At 57.7% G+C, this 17,714-nt stretch carries 18 protein-coding genes; 16 read left to right on the forward strand and 2 right to left on the reverse strand.

Going from position 1 to position 17,714, the window contains the following annotated elements; translation table 11 throughout:
- Positions 1–47 precede the first annotated feature (47 nt).
- The 8 genes from H5P17_RS17720 to mlaA are packed head-to-tail and all read left to right on the forward strand — an operon-like array spanning position 48 to position 6,499.
- Positions 48–785, forward strand: coding sequence for a heme ABC transporter permease (locus tag H5P17_RS17720; RefSeq protein WP_044552717.1), 738 nt, complete (start codon positions 48–50; stop codon positions 783–785).
- Positions 782–1,018, forward strand: a complete 237-nt coding sequence (gene ccmD / locus H5P17_RS17725) for a heme exporter protein CcmD (protein ID WP_020827923.1) — start codon at positions 782–784, stop codon at positions 1,016–1,018. The genes H5P17_RS17720 and ccmD overlap by 4 nt, the downstream gene beginning before the upstream one ends.
- A complete protein-coding gene (gene ccmE, locus H5P17_RS17730; RefSeq protein ID WP_012146100.1) occupies positions 1,015–1,509 on the forward strand; it encodes a cytochrome c maturation protein CcmE in 495 nt (164 codons plus the stop codon). The genes ccmD and ccmE overlap by 4 nt, the downstream gene beginning before the upstream one ends.
- Positions 1,506–3,476: a heme lyase CcmF/NrfE family subunit gene (locus H5P17_RS17735; RefSeq protein ID WP_044552716.1), complete on the forward strand. Its 1,971-nt coding sequence runs from the start codon at positions 1,506–1,508 to the stop codon at positions 3,474–3,476. Before ccmE ends, H5P17_RS17735 begins: the two co-directional genes overlap by 4 nt.
- Complete coding sequence (locus H5P17_RS17740) at positions 3,473–4,024, forward strand: DsbE family thiol:disulfide interchange protein (protein ID WP_182824341.1); 552 nt, start codon at positions 3,473–3,475, stop codon at positions 4,022–4,024. The genes H5P17_RS17735 and H5P17_RS17740 overlap by 4 nt, the downstream gene beginning before the upstream one ends.
- Positions 4,021–4,494, forward strand: coding sequence for a cytochrome c-type biogenesis protein (locus tag H5P17_RS17745; RefSeq protein ID WP_182824343.1), 474 nt, complete (start codon positions 4,021–4,023; stop codon positions 4,492–4,494). The genes H5P17_RS17740 and H5P17_RS17745 overlap by 4 nt, the downstream gene beginning before the upstream one ends.
- The gene (ccmI, locus tag H5P17_RS17750) at positions 4,494–5,705 is read left to right on the forward strand and encodes a c-type cytochrome biogenesis protein CcmI (protein WP_182824345.1); all 1,212 of its coding nucleotides are present in this window, start codon (positions 4,494–4,496) and stop codon (positions 5,703–5,705) included. Before H5P17_RS17745 ends, ccmI begins: the two co-directional genes overlap by 1 nt.
- A 35-nt stretch (positions 5,706–5,740) precedes the next feature.
- On the forward strand, positions 5,741–6,499 hold the full coding sequence (gene mlaA / locus H5P17_RS17755; RefSeq protein ID WP_020827918.1) for a phospholipid-binding lipoprotein MlaA: 759 nt from the start codon (positions 5,741–5,743) through the stop codon (positions 6,497–6,499).
- Between the two features lie 114 nt (positions 6,500–6,613).
- Here the strand turns inward: mlaA and fadL are convergent, their stop codons facing one another.
- Entirely contained in the window at positions 6,614–7,936 is a 1,323-nt protein-coding gene (gene fadL, locus H5P17_RS17760) for a long-chain fatty acid transporter FadL (protein ID WP_182824347.1), read from the reverse strand.
- Positions 7,937–8,342: 406 nt separating this feature from the next.
- Between fadL and H5P17_RS17765 the strand changes: the two genes are divergently transcribed.
- The 4 genes from H5P17_RS17765 to sixA all read left to right on the forward strand — a co-directional run bounded on the left by H5P17_RS17765 (position 8,343) and on the right by sixA (position 13,196).
- Positions 8,343–8,639, forward strand: coding sequence for a YfcZ/YiiS family protein (locus H5P17_RS17765; RefSeq protein WP_182824349.1), 297 nt, complete (start codon positions 8,343–8,345; stop codon positions 8,637–8,639).
- A gap of 193 nt (positions 8,640–8,832) precedes the next feature.
- The gene (fadI, locus tag H5P17_RS17770) at positions 8,833–10,143 is read left to right on the forward strand and encodes an acetyl-CoA C-acyltransferase FadI (RefSeq protein WP_044552712.1); all 1,311 of its coding nucleotides are present in this window, start codon (positions 8,833–8,835) and stop codon (positions 10,141–10,143) included.
- Entirely contained in the window at positions 10,143–12,308 is a 2,166-nt protein-coding gene (fadJ, locus tag H5P17_RS17775) for a fatty acid oxidation complex subunit alpha FadJ (RefSeq protein WP_182824351.1), read from the forward strand. Before fadI ends, fadJ begins: the two co-directional genes overlap by 1 nt.
- A gap of 405 nt (positions 12,309–12,713) precedes the next feature.
- Positions 12,714–13,196: a phosphohistidine phosphatase SixA gene (sixA, locus tag H5P17_RS17780; RefSeq protein ID WP_041414795.1), complete on the forward strand. Its 483-nt coding sequence runs from the start codon at positions 12,714–12,716 to the stop codon at positions 13,194–13,196.
- Positions 13,197–13,262: 66 nt separating this feature from the next.
- Here the strand turns inward: sixA and smrB are convergent, their stop codons facing one another.
- Positions 13,263–13,793 (reverse strand): endonuclease SmrB, encoded by a 531-nt coding sequence (gene smrB, locus H5P17_RS17785; protein WP_044553016.1) that lies wholly within the window; start codon positions 13,791–13,793, stop codon positions 13,263–13,265.
- A 170-nt stretch (positions 13,794–13,963) separates the two neighbouring features.
- On the opposite strand from smrB, the gene prmB reads away from it, so the two are divergent.
- The 4 genes from prmB (at position 13,964) to H5P17_RS17805 (ending at position 17,681) form a co-directional block, all read left to right on the forward strand.
- Positions 13,964–14,896: a 50S ribosomal protein L3 N(5)-glutamine methyltransferase gene (prmB, locus tag H5P17_RS17790; protein WP_041415542.1), complete on the forward strand. Its 933-nt coding sequence runs from the start codon at positions 13,964–13,966 to the stop codon at positions 14,894–14,896.
- Positions 14,897–14,958: 62 nt separating this feature from the next.
- Positions 14,959–16,044 carry a chorismate synthase gene (gene aroC / locus H5P17_RS17795; protein ID WP_044552710.1) on the forward strand — a complete coding sequence of 362 codons (1,086 nt, stop codon included), beginning with the start codon at positions 14,959–14,961 and terminating at the stop codon, positions 16,042–16,044.
- Between the two features lie 5 nt (positions 16,045–16,049).
- Entirely contained in the window at positions 16,050–16,877 is an 828-nt protein-coding gene (mepA, locus tag H5P17_RS17800; RefSeq protein WP_182824353.1) for a penicillin-insensitive murein endopeptidase, read from the forward strand.
- A 3-nt stretch (positions 16,878–16,880) separates the two neighbouring features.
- Complete coding sequence (locus H5P17_RS17805; RefSeq protein ID WP_044552708.1) at positions 16,881–17,681, forward strand: sulfite exporter TauE/SafE family protein; 801 nt, start codon at positions 16,881–16,883, stop codon at positions 17,679–17,681.
- Positions 17,682–17,714: the final 33 nt, after the last annotated feature.

Below are 17,714 nucleotides of genomic sequence, written 5' to 3' on the forward strand. Positions count from 1 at the left end.
GTCAACGGGGCGGCCACCGTATAAATTTACCGTGAGCAATGACGACAATGTGGAAATGGTTACATCAGTTTGCCCAGCCTGAACGGCTGTATCACGTCTGTGGCCGCTTTATCCCCTGGCTGGGACTGGCTGGAGCGGCTTGCCTGCTGCTGGGCTGGGTCTGGGGATTCGGTTTCGCACCCAAGGATTACCAGCAGGGCGATAGCTTCCGCATCATGTATATCCATGTGCCGGCGGCGATGTGGTCGATGGGGATCTATGGCTCAATGGCGGTAGCGGCGTTTATCGGCCTGGTGTGGCAGATGAAAATGTCCGATACCCTGGTGGCGGCGATGGCACCGGTCGGCGCGGTGTTTACCTTTATTGCGCTGGTCACCGGCTCCGCCTGGGGTAAGCCGATGTGGGGCACCTGGTGGGTGTGGGACGCCCGCCTGACGTCTGAACTGGTGTTGCTGTTTCTTTATATTGGCATCATTGCGTTGTACAACGCCTTTGAGGACCGTCGCCTGGCGGGCCGCGCCGCCGGCATTCTGGTGCTGGTCGGGGTGGTGAACATCCCGATCATTCACTTCTCGGTCGAATGGTGGAACACGCTGCATCAGGGTTCCACCAATATGCAACAGAGCATCGCGCCAAGCATGCGCACCCCGCTGCGTTGGGCGATCCTCGGCTACCTGCTGTTCTTCATCACACTCACCTTGCTGCGCTTGCGCAATCTGATTTTGTCTCAGGAACGCCAGCGTCCCTGGGTGGCTGGGCTGGTCAATAAGGAGCGCCAACCATGAACGCAGCATTCACTTCCTGGCAGGCGTTTTTCGCCATGGGAGGCTACGCCTTCTACGTCTGGTTGGCGGTAGCCGTAACCCTGCTCTCGTTGCTGGGCCTGGTGGCCCACACTTTCTGGCAGCGCCGCCAACTGCTGGATGAGATTGGTCGCCGTCAGGCACGCGAACGACGTATTCGTCATTCGCAGCAGTCGAAACAAAAAACCGCTAACCCGCGGGAGAAATCATTGTGAATCCACGTCGTAAAAGTCGTCTGTATTTGGCAATTGTAGTGCTGATCGGCGTTGCGCTGACCGCGACCCTGATGCTGTACGCGCTGCGCTCCAATATCGATCTGTTTTATACCCCGAGCGAAATTCTGCAGGGCAAGGGTGAGAATCATGAGAAACCGGAGGTAGGCCAACGCCTGCGCATCGGCGGCATGGTGATGCCCGGTTCGGTAAAACGCGATCAGAAAACGCTGCAGGTCAGCTTCAAAGTTTATGATGCACGTGGTGCCATTGATGTCACTTACACCGGTATTCTGCCGGATCTGTTCCGTGAGGGGCAGGGCGTAGTGGCGCAGGGCGTGCTGGGCGAAGGCAACGTGGTGAATGCGCGTGAAGTGCTGGCGAAACACGATGAGAAATACACGCCGCCGGAAGTGGCCGACGCGATGAAAGAAAACCATAAGGGACCGGCTTCGGCCTACGCCACCCCGCAGAACGAGGGCGCTAAATCATGATGCCGGAAACGGGAAGTTTTCTGCTGTGTCTGGCGCTGGCGATTTCGCTGCTGCTGAGCATTTACCCGCAATGGGGCGCGGCGCGCCAGGACCGTCGTATGATGGCGGTGGCGCGCCCACTGACCTACGGCATGTTTGCCGCTATCGCCCTGGCGTTCATCTGTCTGGTGCACGCCTTTGTCGTCAATGACTTTACCGTGGCTTATGTGGCCGCCAACTCCAACACCCAACTGCCGGTGTATTACCGCATTGCCGCCACCTGGGGCGCCCATGAGGGATCGCTGCTGCTGTGGGTGCTGTTGCTGAGCTGTTGGTCGCTGGCGGTGGCCCTGTGCAGCCGTTCGATGCCGCAAGATGCCGTGGCACGCGTCTTGTCGGTGATGGGCATGATCACGGCAGGTTTCCTGCTGTTTATCATCATGACCTCCAACCCCTTCACCCGTACGCTGCCGAATTTCCCGATCGACGGCAGCGACCTTAACCCGCTGTTGCAGGATATCGGCCTGATTTTCCATCCGCCGCTGCTGTACATGGGGTATGTCGGTTTCTCGGTGGCCTTTGCTTTCGCCATCGCTTCACTGATGGCCGGTCGTCTGGATACGGCCTGGGCACGCTGGTCGCGTCCGTGGACCACGGCTGCCTGGGTGTTCCTCACCATGGGCATCGTGCTGGGATCCGCCTGGGCCTATTACGAACTGGGCTGGGGCGGCTGGTGGTTCTGGGATCCGGTCGAGAACGCTTCATTTATGCCGTGGCTGGCCGGTACCGCGCTGATGCACTCGTTGGCGGTGACCGAGAAACGCGGCACCTTCAAGGCCTGGACGGTATTACTGGCGATTACCGCCTTCTCATTATGCCTGCTGGGTACCTTCCTGGTGCGCTCCGGGGTGCTGGTTTCGGTGCACTCCTTTGCTTCCGATCCGGCGCGTGGCATGTTTATCCTCGCCTATCTGGTGATCGTGATCGGCGGTTCTTTGCTGCTGTATGCGGTCAAGGGCGGGCAGGTGCGTAGCCGGGTGCAGCACGAAACCTTCTCGCGTGAAACCTTCTTGCTGGGCAATAACGTACTGCTGATCGCCGCCATGCTGGTGGTGCTGTTGGGCACTCTGCTGCCGCTGGTGCACAAGCAGTTGGGCCTGGGCAGCATTTCTATCGGCGAACCGTTCTTCAACACCATGTTCACCTGGCTGATGGCGCCGATGGCGCTGCTGATGGGTATTGGCCCGCTGGTGCGCTGGCGCCGTGACGAACCGACCAAGCTTTGGCGCCGCCTGAGCGTGGCGCTGGTGATTACGCTGGTGCTGTCGATCCTGCTGCCATGGCTGTTGCAAGACAGCATCGCCGGCATGACGGTAGTGGGGCTGATCATGGCGGTTTGGGTAATCATCCTGACGCTGATGGAGCTGCACGAACGCGCAACGCATCGCCACGGTTTCTGGCGCGGCCTGAGCCATCTTTCCCGTAGCCACTGGGGGATGGTGCTGGGTCACCTTGGCGTGGCGGTAACGGTCATCGGCATTGCCTTCAGCCAAAACTACAGTGTGGAACGTGATGTCCGCATGAAAGCCGGCGACAGCGTGGATATCCATAACTATCACTTTGTGTTCCGCGATGTGCACGATATTCGTGGGCCCAACTACAGCGGCGGCGTCGGCATTATCGATGTCACGCGCAACGGCAAGCCGGAAGCGACGTTGCACGCGGAAAAACGCTATTACAGCGTGGCGCGCAGCATGATGACCGAAGCGGCGATTGACGGCGGCTTCAGCCGCGATCTTTATGCCGCGCTGGGTGAAGAACTGGACGACGGCTCCTGGGCAGTGCGGTTGTACTACAAACCCTTTGTGCGCTGGATCTGGTTCGGCGGGGTGTTTATGGCGATCGGCGGTATTCTGTGCATTCTCGATCCGCGCTATCGGATGAGCAAAAAACTCAAGCGCGAAGGCAAGCTGGAGGAGCAGGCATGAACCGTAAGCTGCTGTTTATCCCGTTAATCCTGTTCCTGCTGCTGGTGGCGGCGTTTATGGTGCAGCTGACGCGCAACGCCGGTGGCGAGGACCCGACCATGCTGGAGTCGGCGTTGATCGGCAAGCCGGTGCCGGCCTTCAAACTGGAGTCCCTCGATCAGCCTGGCAAGACTTACGACCAAGCGGTGCTGCGCAATGGCAAACCCATGCTGCTGAACGTCTGGGCTACCTGGTGCCCGACGTGCCGCGCCGAACATCAATACCTCAATACGCTGGCCGCACGCGGTATCCGCGTGGTGGGGCTGAACTATAAAGACGATCGCGGCAAAGCGGTGACCTGGCTGAACTCGCTGGGCAACCCTTACGCGCTCAGCCTGTACGATGGCGACGGCATGCTGGGGCTGGATTTGGGCGTGTACGGCGCACCTGAGACCTTCCTGATCGACGGGCAGGGCATTATTCGCTACCGCCACGCCGGGGACATGAACGAGCGCGTCTGGCAGCAGGAAGTGCTGCCGCTGTACAAAAAATATGGGGGTGATGCATGAGGCTGCTGACCCTGATATTTGCCGCATTACTGAGTTGGAGTGCCGCGGCGGCTATCGACACTTATCGATTCAATTCGGTCGAGCAGGAACAGCAATACCGGGAACTGACCGAACAGCTGCGTTGCCCGAAATGCCAGAACAACAGCATCGCCGATTCCAACGCCATCATTGCAGCAGATATGCGCACCAAGGTGTACGAGTTGATGATGCAGGGGCAGAACAAGCAGCAGATCATCGATTATATGGTGGCGCGCTACGGTAATTTCGTCACCTACGAACCGCCGGTGACCCCGGCGACGCTGATCCTGTGGGTGGGCCCGTTGCTGTTTGTGCTGATCGGCGGCGCGGTGGTGATATTGCGTACCTGCCATCGTCGTGCCGGTGCCGTAAATGCTAACGATGAATTCTCCGAGCAGGAGCAACAGCGTCTGGCGGCGCTGCTGAAAGAAACTGACAGGAAGAAACCCTAATGGCTTTTTGGCTGATTATTATTGTCCTGCTGGTAGGCGCTGCGGCGTTGCTGGTGGTACCGGCGATGCGCCACAGCGGTAAAAGCACCGCCGCTAGTCGCGATACGCTGAACAAGGCGTTTTATCAGGATCGTCTGAATGAACTGGAGCAGGACGAACAGCAGGGCGTGGTGGCTGAGCGCCCCGAACTGGTGAAAGAGCTGCAGCAAAACCTGCTCAATGACATCCCCGGCCAGCAGGATACGCAGGAGAAGCCCATCAACCGCTGGGCGTTGGTGCCCGGCGTAGCCTTGCTGGTGGTGGTCACCCTGGGTTTTTATCTGAAAACCGGTGGGTTGGCGCAGGTACTGGACTGGCAACAGGTCGAAGCGCAAATGCCGGATCTGCGCGCGCGGGTCGCTAATGAACGTGCCCAACCGCTGAGCATGGAAGAGATTGCCCGCCTCGGGCTGGGGCTGCGTACCGCGCTGCAGCAGGACGATCGCAATATCAACGACTGGATGATGCTGGGGCGCGTGGGGATGGCGCTGAATAACGCCACCACCGCCACCCAGGCATTTGCTCATGCTTATCAGCTGGATCCGAATAGTCTGGAAGTCCGTCTCGGCTACGCAGAAGTCTTGACGCGATCCAACGATCCGGAGGATAACAAGCAGGCCACTCAGATGCTGCGCAAGATGATCGCCGAAGATCATACCAATATGCGCGTGCTGAGCCTGCTGGCGTTCAACGCCTTCGAGCAGGGGGATTTCAAGCAGGCCATTGGCGCCTGGCAGGTCATGCTGAAGCTGTTGCCGGCCAACGATCAACGTGCCGAAGTGATAAAGCGCAGCATTGAACAAGCAAAAACACAGGCGGGCGAAGAAACTGTTAAACTTGGCATTAACGTGACGTTATCGCCACAGGCGACGAACGCATTGCCGCAGCAGGGGACGCTGGTAATCTCGGTGACCGATGGCACCAATCCGGTGCCGGTTGCGGTAAAACAACTGCCCTTAAGCCGTTTCCCGCTGTCATTTTCTCTGGATGACAGCAACGCCATGATGCCAGAACGCCTGCTTTCGGCTCAGCATCAGGTCAAGGTGCGGGTGCGAATTTCTCAGGATGGTCTGGCCACGCCACAGGCGGGTGATTGGTTCGGCGAGAGTGCGCTGCAGAATTTCAGCGGTAAAGAGCAGATTGACGTTCAGATAAACAAACAGGTCCCTTAAATAAAAAGACCGAACGTGTTTTTATGGAGAAAAATATGAACTTTCGCCTGACTGGGCTGGCTTTCACAACGGTGTTATTGGTGGGCTGTGCCAGCGCGCCACAAGATGAACCACAAGGGCGATCCGATCCTCTGGAAGGATTTAACCGGACGATGTTCAACTTCAACTATAACGTCCTGGATCCGTATGTACTTCGCCCGGTGGCCGTGGCCTGGCGCAACTACCTGCCCATGCCGGCGCGTAATGGGATAAGCAACTTTACCTCTAACCTGGAAGAGCCGGCCAGCATGGTCAACTCCTTCCTGAAAGGCGACCCTTATAAGGGGATGATCCACTTTAACCGTTTCTTCCTCAATACCCTTCTGGGGATGGGCGGCCTGATCGACGTGGCGGGGATGGCCAACCCGAAACTGGCTCGCGAAGAGCCGAACCGCTTCGGCAGCACCCTGGGGCATTATGGCGTCGGCTACGGTCCTTATGTGATGTTGCCGGGCTACGGCAGTTTCACGTTGCGTGAGGAGGGCGGTGACTGGGCGGATACGGTTTATCCGGTGCTGAGCTACCTGACCTTCTGGATGTCGGCGGGCAAATGGGTGGTTGAAGGGATTGAAACCCGTGCCGAGCTGTTGGATTCCGACGGTCTGCTGCGCAACTCTTCCGATCCGTACCTGATGGTGCGCGAAGCCTACTTCCAGCGTAACGACTTCCTGGCGAACGGCGGCTCGCTGAAACCTGAGATCAACCCGAACGCTCAGGCGATCCAGGGCGATCTGGACGAGATCGACTCGCAATAATCTCGCTTGGCGAAGAGAAACAACCCGCTTTGATAGCGGGTTTTTTTATGCTTTAAGATTAGCGGGCAAAAAAAAGCGCCCCTAAGGGCGCTCCTGGCTTCGTCATCGAAAAGATTAGAAGCGGTAGTTGAAGTTGGCGCCGTACAGCCAGGCCTTGCCCACGGATTCGAAGGTGTATGGACCTTCTTTGATGGTGACTTTCTGGCCGTGCATGTAGGAAACACCGACGTCAACAGAGGCGTCTTTGTTGAAGGCGTAGCTGGTACCTGCGCTCAACCAGAAGCGGTCCTGATCCGGGATAGAGATAGAACGGTTCTGGGCCGGCACCGGGCTGTCATCGAAGGCGATACCGGTACGGAAGGTCCAGTTATCGTCGTAGAAGTAAGTGGTACCCAGAGCGATGCGGTAAGCGTCTTTAAAGCCTTCGTGCTTCTCAAACAGCGTTTGACCGTTGTTGCCGGTAGCTTTCAACTCCTGGAACTGGCTCCAGCTGGTGTAAGCCAGGCTGTAGTGGATAGCCCACTGCGGTGCAACCTTGTTGTAACCCGAGATTTCCCACATTTCCGGCAGGTTCAGATCCAGAGAACCTGGGATGGTGGTGCCGTCGGTGCCCATAGGCAGGCCGAGAGCGCCCAGGAGTGGGTTATAGGCGGATGGCAGGCTGCTCTTGTAGTCGCCGTCAAACTTGATTTTGACTTCGGAACGGTAAGTGAAACCGTAACGGTTGTTTTCATCCACTTCATACAGAATGCCGGCGTTCCAGCCAAAGCCCCATTTGTCACCCTTCAGGTGAGAAATCTGGGTATCCGCTGGGATCTGCGATACCGGGCCGGCCAATTGCGGAGGCAACTGGCCAGAGCCTGCGATCAACTTCGGCAATTCACCGGCATAACGCTCAAGCTTGGCTTTGGCGTAAACCGCATCGAAGCCCAGGCCGAAGCTGAATTGTTGGTTCAGACGATAAGCGCCGCTCAGGTTCAGGTTGAGGGTGGTCAGGTCGGTTTTGCCGCCGTAGGCCCCGGCGGTATAACCGTCGTTGAATTCGGTCGCCAGGCCGTAGTTGCTGGTGACCGAGCCACCCACGGCAAACTGATCGTTAATCGGTTGAACGTAGTGCAGGTTAGGCACCCAGGCGGTAGGGGCGATGTTCTTGGAGTCCAGGCTGGCACCGGAAGGTGACTTGCCGGTGATGTCTACATCCGGATCGATAAACACCGCACCGAAGGAGAGTTCCGGGCGGGTGTACATCATCAACAAGGCCGGGTTGCGGCTGGCAGATGCCGCCGTGTCTGCCATGGCGCCTTCGCCAGAATACGAACGTCCTAAACCAGCTGATGAGAACTCATTCAGCTGGAATCCTGCGGCAGACACGTTTGAAGAAATAATTGCCACTGCAGCTGCGAGAGCTGATTTAGTAAATAGGTTTTTCTGGCTCATGACCAAAACCTCATTTTATGTGTTTATTATTTAAACATGTTACATAAAGTAACAAGGAGCGCGCGATTGTAGGGTCCGATCTCATTCAGACAAATCAGACCAGTGGCTGAATTATAGGTCCGACCTGTGAAAATGTTGCAACATTGTTTTTGAGATATTTCCAAATTGATATCAAAAAGGAGATCTGCATAACAAAAAACCAGCGATGCATAACAATATTCTTACCATTCCTTAGCAGACAACGATTTTCATTTGTGATTTCCATCACTTAAAACACCTATAAAAAGTAAGTGCTAGTGATCGGTTTCATCGCAGAGTAAAATAAGCGCAGAATCTTGTGTCTTTGCGCCAGTAGTTAAATGGCAATTTGGACTCGCGTAACGGCGGTCCCTGAGGAGAATGAATCATGTCCAATCCCATTAATAAATGTAGCGCCCAGGAAACGGCCGCCTGTTGCTGTGTTGATGTCGGTACCGTGATGGACAATACCGATTGCACCGCCTCCTACAGCCAGGTGTTTGCTAATCAGCAGGATGCAGAAAAAATGCTGGCTACGCTGACCGCAAAAGCCCGCGGCGTGGAATCCGACCCGTGCGACATCAGCAGTAGCATTAAACCGGTTGACGGTGGCGTGGAACTGGTGGCCGATTTCACCTTCGCCTGCCAGGCAGAAACCCTGATTTTCCAGCTAGGCCTGCGTTAATCACGGCTTTAAAGCGGTGCGGGGCTACCCCGCGCCGCTCGCTTCCTCCTCAATCCCCCGCTAGAAAGTTGCTCCTGCTCTCAGTTTTCACTTCTGCCGGTTTGCCAAATGTAAACATTTGGTTAACAATGACCCCATCAGGTCAGACCTCTTCTTGACCGTTGCGCTGGCGTTATTCTCTTCAGGAGCGTTTATGAGTAAGGCACTGCCGTTGGTGACCCGTCACGGTGACCGTATTGCGATTGTAAATGGACTGCGGACCCCCTTTGCCAAACAGGCGACCGCTTATCACGGTATTCCAGCGGTGGATCTGGGGAAAACGGCGGTGAGTGAACTGTTGGCCCGCAGCGGTATCGATCCGGCGCTGATTGAACAACTGGTGTTCGGCCAGGTGGTGCAAATGCCTGAAGCGCCGAATATTGCGCGTGAAATCGTGCTCGGTACCGGCATGAGCGTGCATACCGATGCTTATAGCGTGTCGCGCGCCTGTGCTACCAGCTTCCAGGCGATTGCCAACGTGGCGGAAAGCATCATGGCGGGCAGCATCAGCATTGGCATTGCCGGGGGCGCCGACTCTTCTTCCGTTTTGCCGATTGGCGTCAGCAAAGCGCTGGCGCGTACGCTGGTGGACGTCAACAAAGCCCGCACCCTGTCGCAGCGTCTCAAACTGTTTAGCCGACTGAAGTTCCGCGACCTGATGCCGGTACCGCCGGCGGTGGCCGAATACTCCACGGGGCTGCGCATGGGCGATACCGCAGAGCAAATGGCGAAAAGCCACGGCATCACCCGGGAAGAGCAGGATGCGCTGGCGCACCGCTCTCACCAACTGGCTGCCAAAGCCTGGGAGCAGGGGCTGCTGCGCGACGAGGTGATGACGGCCTATGTGCCGCCATACCGTACGCAAATTACCGAAGACAACAACGTCCGCAAAGATTCCAGCCTGGCGTCCTACGCAAAGCTGAAACCGGCATTCGATCGCAAGCACGGTAGCGTTACCGCAGCCAACAGTACGCCGTTGACCGACGGCGCGGCAGCGGTGCTGATGATGAGCGAGTCGCGAGCGAAGGAGTTGGGGTTGCAGCCGCTGGGTTATCTGCGCAGCTTTGCCTTCTCCGCCATCGATGTGTGGGAAGATATGCTGCTCGGGCCGTCTTATGCTACGCCATTGGCACTGGATCGCGCCGGCATCGGCCTGGCCGACCTGACGCTCATCGACATGCATGAAGCCTTTGCCGCCCAGACGCTTGCCAACCTGAAAATGTTTGCCAGCGACGAATTTGCTCAGAAAAAGCTGGGCCGCAGCCGGGCGATTGGCGAAGTGGACATGGAAAAATTCAACGTATTGGGTGGATCAATTGCTTACGGTCACCCATTTGCCGCCACCGGCGCGCGCATGATCACCCAAACGTTGCACGAGCTGAAACGTCGTGGCGGCGGTCTGGGGCTGACGACCGCCTGCGCGGCCGGAGGGTTAGGGGCCGCAATGATCGTAGAGGTGGAATAATGAGCTTTGAAAACGCATTGCACGAACAGCGGGCCAAACCCTCGGCCTTTCAACTGACCCTTCGTCCGGACAACATTGGTGTGATCACCATCGATGTTCCGGGGGAGAAGGTAAACACCCTGAAGGCCGAGTTTGTCGAGCAGGTCAACGACGTTCTGATCCGCGCGCAGCAGCATCCGGCGCTGGAAGGGCTGGTGATTATCTCCGGCAAGCCGGATTCGTTTATTGCCGGGGCGGATATCAGCATGATTGCCGCCTGTACCACCGCCAAAGAGGCCGAAGCGCTGGCGAAAAAAGGCCAAAGCACACTGGCACAGATTGCCGCGTTCCAGGTCCCGGTGGTGGCGGCTATTCACGGCGCCTGCCTGGGCGGCGGGCTGGAGCTGGCGTTGGCCTGCCACAGCCGCGTTTGTTCTCTGGATGATAAAACCGCACTCGGCCTGCCGGAAGTTCAGCTTGGTTTGCTGCCGGGCTCCGGCGGCACACAGCGTTTGCCACGGCTGATTGGCGCCAGCAAGGCGTTGGACATGATCCTGACCGGCAAACACATTCGGGCGCGGCAGGCGTTGCGTATGGGATTAGTGGACGATGCCGTGCCGCAGTCGATTTTATTGCAGGCCGCGATCGAACGGGTCAAACAGGGCTGGCAGAGCCGACGTGAATTGCCGTGGCAGGAGCGTTTGCTCAATGGCCCACTGGGTAAAAGCCTGTTGTTCAGCATTGTGCGCAAGAAAACGCTGGAGAAAACCCACGGCAACTACCCGGCGGCAGAACGCATCATCCAGGTGGTACGTACCGGCCTGGATCACGGCAGCGCCAGCGGTTATGAAGCCGAGGCGAGGGCGTTTGGCGAATTGGCCATGACCCCGCAGTCAGCCGCATTACGCAGCCTGTTCTTTGCCTCTACCGCCTTGAAGAAAGAACGCGGCGGTAATGCGCAACCTCATGAACTGCACCGTATCGGCATTCTGGGCGGCGGCCTGATGGGCGGCGGTATCGCCTGTGTGACTGCTACTCGCGGTGGCTTGCCGGTGCGGATTAAAGACGTAAACGAAACCGGCATTAATCACGCGTTAAAATACAGTTGGGACGTGCTCGGCAAGCGGGTACGCAGTAAGCGCATGCGCCCGGCGGAACGGCAAAAACAGATGATGCTGATTTCCGGCTCGACCGACTACACCGGTTTTGAACGGGTGGACGTGGTGATTGAGGCGGTGTTTGAAGACCTGGCGCTGAAGCAGCAGATGGTGGCCGAGATAGAACAGCACGCGGCGCCGCACACCATCTTTGCCTCCAATACCTCATCGCTGCCGATTGGCCAGATTGCCGCCAAGGCGCAGCGGCCCGAGCAGGTGATCGGCCTGCATTATTTCAGCCCGGTAGATAAAATGCCGTTGGTTGAGGTGATCCCGCACGCTACCACCAGCGAGGAAACCATTGCCACGACCGTGGCGTTGGCGCACAAGCAGGGCAAAACGGCGATTGTGGTGGCCGATCGCGCCGGTTTCTACGTTAACCGCATTTTGGCACCTTATATAAATGAGGCGACTCGTTGCCTGCTGGAAGGTGAGCCGATCGAAGCGCTGGACAAGGCGCTGGTGGATTTCGGCTTCCCGGTTGGGCCGATTACCCTGCTGGATGAAGTGGGCATCGATGTCGGTACCAAGATTATCCCGGTATTGGTGGAACAGTTGGGCCCGCGCTTTGCCGCTCCAGCCGCCTTTGAGGCGGTGTTGAAAGACGGGCGCAAAGGGCGCAAAAATGGCCGTGGTTTCTATCTTTATCCCAGTGAAGGCCAGCAGCGTCAGCGGAGCAAGCGCGCCGATACCTCGGTCTATCTTTTGCTGGGCATCACGCCGAAGTCGCATTTACAACCGGCCGTCATCGCTCAGCGTTGCGTAATGATGATGCTCAATGAAGCCGCACGTTGTCTGGATGAAGGCGTGATCCGCAGCGCGCGCGACGGCGATATCGGCGCGGTGTTCGGCATTGGTTTCCCTCCGTTCCTCGGCGGGCCTTTCCGCTATATGGATCAGTTGGGGGCCGATAAGGTGGTTAAAACGCTGGAGTATCTGCAGCGGCAGCACGGCGAATATTTTGCGCCTTGCGAACGCCTGCAGCGCATGGCTCAGCAGGGTGAACGTTTCTATCCGCAGGGGACCTGAGCAGCGCGGCGCCGTGATTTGTACTAGAGTAGGATCAACAGGGCATGTGATCGCTATCACTCCTTGCAATACCGGCAATCCCTGACCCTATACAGGGAGATAGCGAAGCGGTAACGTAGCTCGATGGCGGTGAAAGGCAGGCCGCCATCAATAAAATTCATGATGGAAAGGTTAAAATTTAACCTGTTGAATTGGTTGTTATGTGAGCGTCAAAGTCATCTCAAGGCGCCATTGGTGTAAAAAACAGCGTTTTCTTTACGTGAACTTTCAGGCAAAATGCCCGGCCGCCATAAAGAGACGGCGCGTTATCGTTTCAAAGCTTTTGCTTTGGGGTTGTAAAACTCGGCGATACAGCACGCTCGGCGTTTCTGTATAGCGTTATTTTGTCAACAACAGCGGTGCAATATGCAAGTTTTGATTATGCGTCACGGAGAGGCGGCACTTGATGCGGCCAGCGATTCGGTAAGACCTCTTACTGTTTGTGGCCGTGATGAGTCACGTCAGATGGCGGCCTGGTTAAATACCAAGTCTGTGGATATTGAACGCGTGCTGGTCAGCCCTTACCTGCGGGCCGAACAGACGCTGGCTACGGTGCGCGAAGCCTTGACCTTGCCGGCAAGCGAAGAAGTGCTGCCTGAGCTGACGCCGGGCGGGGATGCCAGTCTGGTCGGCAGCTACCTGCAGGCGCTGGCGCAGCAGGGGGTTCACGCGGTGCTGATCGTCTCCCACTTACCGCTGGTGGGTTACCTGGTGGCGGAACTCTGCCCGGGCGAATGCCCGCCGATGTTCGCGACCTCGGCGATTGCCAATGTCGATTTGGCCGCCGACGGCAGCTACGGTAAATTTGAGTGGCAGGTGAGTCCATCGCAGGTGATGGCTAAAGTATAAGGCACCCCAGGGCGGGGCCAAAACGAAAGGGCGATGTTTGACATCGCCCTTTGTCATTTCTGCCGATCACTCAGCCAGTTCGACCAGCAGCAAAATCGCCGCGCTACCGCCCCATTCTTTGGGCGCCTGGTGGAACACCAGTACGTCAGGGTGCTGCGCCAACCACAGCGGCGTCTGCTGTTTGAGGATGTGCTTGCCGTGGCCGTGCATCACGCAGGCGCAGTGCACGTGTTCGCGCTTGCAGGCGGCGATCAGCGCCCCCAGTTCCTGCTTGGCCTGCATCTGGGTCAACCCGTGCAGATCGAGAAACAGCTCCGGCGAATAATCACCGCGGCGCAGTTTTTTCAGCTCAAAGGCACTGTAACCGGGGCGCACATAGCGCGTCGGACCTTCCTCTTCCAACTGCGGCTGGTATTCATCCGAGAAATAATAACTGGCGTCTACCTGTTCCTGCAGCAGGCGCTGTGGAGCAATTTTCTGGGTTATAGGCTTGGGTTTACGGTGGACGATGGTGTCCTGACGCAGCTTTTTTGCGTCTACTACCGACTCTCTGAAGAGCTGCAATTCATCTTTGCTCAGAGGGTGCTTGTTCTTCATTTGGAATTCACCGGAAATCATTTATCGCGACAGTTTACCTTGTCGCGGGTCTCTGTCGACGCAAAATTCTCGCCAGAATGAAAAGCGCAAGGGGTTAGCGTGATTTGTCGCGGGCTTCATGGCAAACTATGCGGCTAAATCATGAATCACAGTGCCTGCCGGAGGGCAAATTGGACAAAATTTTCGTCGAGGAAGCAGTGAACGAACTGCACACCATTCAAGATATGCTGCGCTGGACGGTCAGCCGTTTTAACGCCGCCGATATCTACTATGGTCACGGAACCGATAATCCGTGGGACGAAGCGGTGCAATTGGTGCTGCCAAGCCTGTTCCTGCCGCTGGATATTCCAGAGGACATGCACACCGCCCGTTTGACCTCCAGCGAGCGCCATCGCATCGTTGAGCGCGTGATCCGCCGCGTCAACGAACGTGTTCCGGTAGCCTATCTGACCAACAAAGCCTGGTTCTGCGATCTGGAATTCTACGTTGATGAGCGTGTGCTGGTTCCGCGTTCCCCGATTGGCGAACTGATCAACGATCGTTTCAGCGCTCTGATCCCGCACCCGCCGCGCCATATTCTCGACATGTGCACCGGCAGCGGCTGTATCGCCATTGCCTGCAGCTACGCTTTCCCGGAAGCGGAAGTTGACGCGGTCGATATCTCCAGCGACGTGCTGGCGGTGACCGAGCGCAATATTCAGGCGCTGGGCGTTGAACAGCAGGTGATCCCGATCCGTTCCGATCTGTTCCGCGATGTTCCCGCGATCCAGTACGATCTGATCGTCACCAATCCGCCGTACGTGGATGCGGAAGACATGTCCGATCTGCCGCAGGAATTCCGCTTTGAGCCGGAATTGGGCCTGGCGGCCGGCAGCGACGGCCTGAAGCTGGTGCGCCGTATCTTGGCCTGCGCGCCGGACTACCTGAGCGACGACGGCGTGCTGATTTGTGAAGTGGGTAACAGCATGGTACATCTGATGGAACAGTATCCGGATATTCCGTTCACCTGGCTGGAGTTTGAAAACGGCGGTGACGGCGTGTTCATGCTGACCAAGCAGCAACTGGTGGATTGCAAAGAGCACTTCAGCCTCTACCGCAGCTAAGCATTCTTCGGGCCTGCTTTGGCGGGCCCCACAAAGATAATAATTAAGGGTAAGGAGCCGCGATGGCAGGAAACAGTATTGGGCAGATTTTCCGCGTCACCACATTTGGTGAATCTCACGGTGTGGCGCTGGGATGTATCGTAGACGGTGTACCGCCGGGTATCCCGCTTACCGAAGCCGATCTGCAGCACGACCTGGACCGTCGCCGTCCAGGCACCTCTCGCTATACCACTCAACGTCGCGAACCGGATCAGGTACGCATTCTTTCCGGCGTGTTTGAAGGGGTGACCACCGGTACCAGCATTGGGCTGATGATAGAAAACACCGATCAGCGTTCACAAGATTACGGCGCCATCAAAGACGTGTTCCGTCCGGGACATGCGGATTACACCTACGAGCAGAAATACGGCGTACGCGATTATCGCGGCGGTGGGCGTTCTTCGGCTCGTGAAACCGCGATGCGCGTTGCGGCTGGGGCCATTGCCAAGAAATACCTGCTGCAAAAATATGGCGTTCAGGTGCGTGGCTATCTGGCGCAGATCGGCGACGTGGTCTGCGAGCTGAAAGACTGGGAGCAGGTTGAACAGAACCCGTTCTTCTGCCCGGATCCCGACAAATTGGAAGCTCTCGACGAACTGATGCGCGCGCTGAAGAAAGAGGGCGACTCCATTGGCGCCAAGGTCAGCGTGATTGCCGAAAACGTGCCGGTGGGTCTTGGCGAGCCGGTGTTTGACCGCCTCGACGCGGATCTGGCGCATGCGTTGATGAGCATCAATGCGGTGAAAGGCGTGGAAATCGGCGACGGTTTCGCGGTGGTCAACAAGCGCGGCAGCGAAAACCGTGATGAGATCACCCCGGAAGGCTTCCAGAGCAACCATGCGGGCGGCATTCTTGGCGGCATCAGCAGCGGTCAGCCGGTGGTGGCCCATCTGGCGCTGAAACCGACCTCCAGCATTATGGTGCCGGGCAGAACCATTAACCGCCAGGGCGAAGCGGTGGAGATGGTCACCCGTGGCCGTCACGATCCTTGCGTAGGCATCCGTGCGGTGCCGATTGCCGAAGCGATGATGGCGATTGTACTGATGGATCACCTGCTGCGCCAGCGTGCGCAAAACGGTGATGTGGTCTCTAACGTTCCACGCTGGTAACTCCCATGAAAAACTGGATGTTGGGCATCCTTGTCCTGATGGCTTCGGGCTCCGCCCTGGCGCTGACGCCGTGGCAGAAGATCGACCACCCGGTGGCCGGTGCGCCACAGGCGGTGGGCGGTTTTGCCAATGGTTGCATTATCGGCGCTCAGCCGCTGCCGCTGAACTCACCGGATTACCAGGTGATGCGGCCCGATCAACGCCGCTACTTCGGCCACCCGGATCTGCTGGCGTTTATCCAGCGCCTGAGCAGCAAGGCCAGCCAAAGGAATTTGGGCACGGTGCTGATCGGCGATATGGCAATGCCGGCGGGCGGGCGCTTTAGCAGCGGTCATGCCAGCCATCAGTCCGGGCTTGATGTCGACATCTGGTTACAGTTGCCGCGCCAGCGTTGGAGCGCGCAGCAGTTGCTGAAGCCGCAGCCGATCGATCTGGTTTCCAGCGACGGCAAGCAGGTGGTGGCTCGTCAGTGGCAGCCGCAGATTGAATCGCTGATCAAAGCGGCGGCTCAGGATCAGGAAGTGACGCGCATTTTCGTTAACCCGGCGATCAAGCAGCGTCTGTGCCTGGATGCCGGTGCCGACCGCGACTGGCTGCACAAGGTGCGTCCGTGGTTTGGTCATCGTGCCCACATGCACGTGCGACTGCGCTGTCCGGCAGGCAGCTTGGAATGTAAAGAGCAGGATACGCCGCCGCCGGGCGACGGTTGCGGCGCCGAGCTGGCAAGCTGGTTTGTGCCGCATCAGCCGAGCGCCAAACCGGGTAAACCGGTGCCGCCGCCGTTACCGCCTACCTGTCAGGCTTTGCTGGATAACCATTTCGCTGCGGAATAATAAATGGACTGGTTCGTCGTTGGCCCCGAGATGCTCGGGGTTTTGTTTGTGGTGGCGTTATTCGCAGGCTTTATCGACTCTATCGCCGGTGGCGGCGGGCTGTTAACCGTACCGGCGCTGCTGGCGGTGGGGGTTCCCCCGGCGCAGGCGCTGGCGACCAACAAGCTGCAGTCGGTGGGCGGGTCCCTTTCTGCCAGCCTGTATTTTATCCGCCGACGGGCGGTCGATCTCAACGATCAGAAACTGACCATTTTGCTGGCGCTGATCGGTTCCGTTGCCGGGGCGGTGCTGGTGCAGCACATGCGCGCCGATCTGCTGCGGCAAATGCTGCCGTTATTGGTGATCGGCATCGGTCTGTACTTCCTGCTGACTCCGCGTTTGGGGGAAAGCGATCGGCAGCGCCGTTTAAGCGCCTTGCCGTTCGGGCTGGTGGCCGGTGGCTGCGTCGGTTTTTACGATGGCTTCTTTGGGCCCGGTGCCGGTTCCTTTTATGCGCTGGCCTACGTGACGCTGTGCGGTTTTAACCTGGCCAAATCCACCGCGCACGCCAAGGTGCTGAACTTCACTTCCAACTTTGGCAGCCTGGTGTTGTTTATCATCGGCGGCAAAGTGCTGTGGGGCATTGGCCTGGTGATGCTGGTTGGGCAGGTGCTCGGTGCGCGCCTGGGGGCTCACATGGTAATGACCCGCGGGCAAAAGCTGATCCGACCGATGATCGTCATCGTTTCTCTGGTGATGAGCTGCAAGCTCTTGTACGACAACCACGGTGCTGAAATTCAGCAGTGGCTGGCCCTGCATATTTAGCATGCTAAAAGAGCGGTAAAATGAAATAATTAC

Origin of the sequence: Serratia sp. OS31 (assembly GCF_014164835.1) — a bacterium.
GTDB classification, from domain to species: Bacteria; Pseudomonadota; Gammaproteobacteria; order Enterobacterales; family Enterobacteriaceae; genus Serratia; species Serratia liquefaciens_A.

What these genes read in the sequence shown, in the direction of transcription:
- H5P17_RS17720 (WP_044552717.1), top strand. Translation starts at nt 48, where the DNA reads ATGTGGAAATGGTTACATCAGTTTGCCCAGCCTGAACGGCTGTATCAC.
- ccmD (WP_020827923.1), top strand. Translation starts at nt 782, where the DNA reads ATGAACGCAGCATTCACTTCCTGGCAGGCGTTTTTCGCCATGGGAGGC.
- H5P17_RS17735 (WP_044552716.1), top strand. Translation starts at nt 1,506, where the DNA reads ATGATGCCGGAAACGGGAAGTTTTCTGCTGTGTCTGGCGCTGGCGATT.
- H5P17_RS17740 (WP_182824341.1), top strand. Translation starts at nt 3,473, where the DNA reads ATGAACCGTAAGCTGCTGTTTATCCCGTTAATCCTGTTCCTGCTGCTG.
- H5P17_RS17745 (WP_182824343.1), top strand. Translation starts at nt 4,021, where the DNA reads ATGAGGCTGCTGACCCTGATATTTGCCGCATTACTGAGTTGGAGTGCC.
- ccmI (WP_182824345.1), top strand. Translation starts at nt 4,494, where the DNA reads ATGGCTTTTTGGCTGATTATTATTGTCCTGCTGGTAGGCGCTGCGGCG.
- mlaA (WP_020827918.1), top strand. Translation starts at nt 5,741, where the DNA reads ATGAACTTTCGCCTGACTGGGCTGGCTTTCACAACGGTGTTATTGGTG.
- fadL (WP_182824347.1), bottom strand. Translation starts at nt 7,936, where the DNA reads ATGAGCCAGAAAAACCTATTTACTAAATCAGCTCTCGCAGCTGCAGTG.
- H5P17_RS17765 (WP_182824349.1), top strand. Translation starts at nt 8,343, where the DNA reads ATGTCCAATCCCATTAATAAATGTAGCGCCCAGGAAACGGCCGCCTGT.
- fadI (WP_044552712.1), top strand. Translation starts at nt 8,833, where the DNA reads ATGAGTAAGGCACTGCCGTTGGTGACCCGTCACGGTGACCGTATTGCG.
- fadJ (WP_182824351.1), top strand. Translation starts at nt 10,143, where the DNA reads ATGAGCTTTGAAAACGCATTGCACGAACAGCGGGCCAAACCCTCGGCC.
- sixA (WP_041414795.1), top strand. Translation starts at nt 12,714, where the DNA reads ATGCAAGTTTTGATTATGCGTCACGGAGAGGCGGCACTTGATGCGGCC.
- smrB (WP_044553016.1), bottom strand. Translation starts at nt 13,793, where the DNA reads ATGAAGAACAAGCACCCTCTGAGCAAAGATGAATTGCAGCTCTTCAGA.
- aroC (WP_044552710.1), top strand. Translation starts at nt 14,959, where the DNA reads ATGGCAGGAAACAGTATTGGGCAGATTTTCCGCGTCACCACATTTGGT.
- mepA (WP_182824353.1), top strand. Translation starts at nt 16,050, where the DNA reads ATGAAAAACTGGATGTTGGGCATCCTTGTCCTGATGGCTTCGGGCTCC.
- H5P17_RS17805 (WP_044552708.1), top strand. Translation starts at nt 16,881, where the DNA reads ATGGACTGGTTCGTCGTTGGCCCCGAGATGCTCGGGGTTTTGTTTGTG.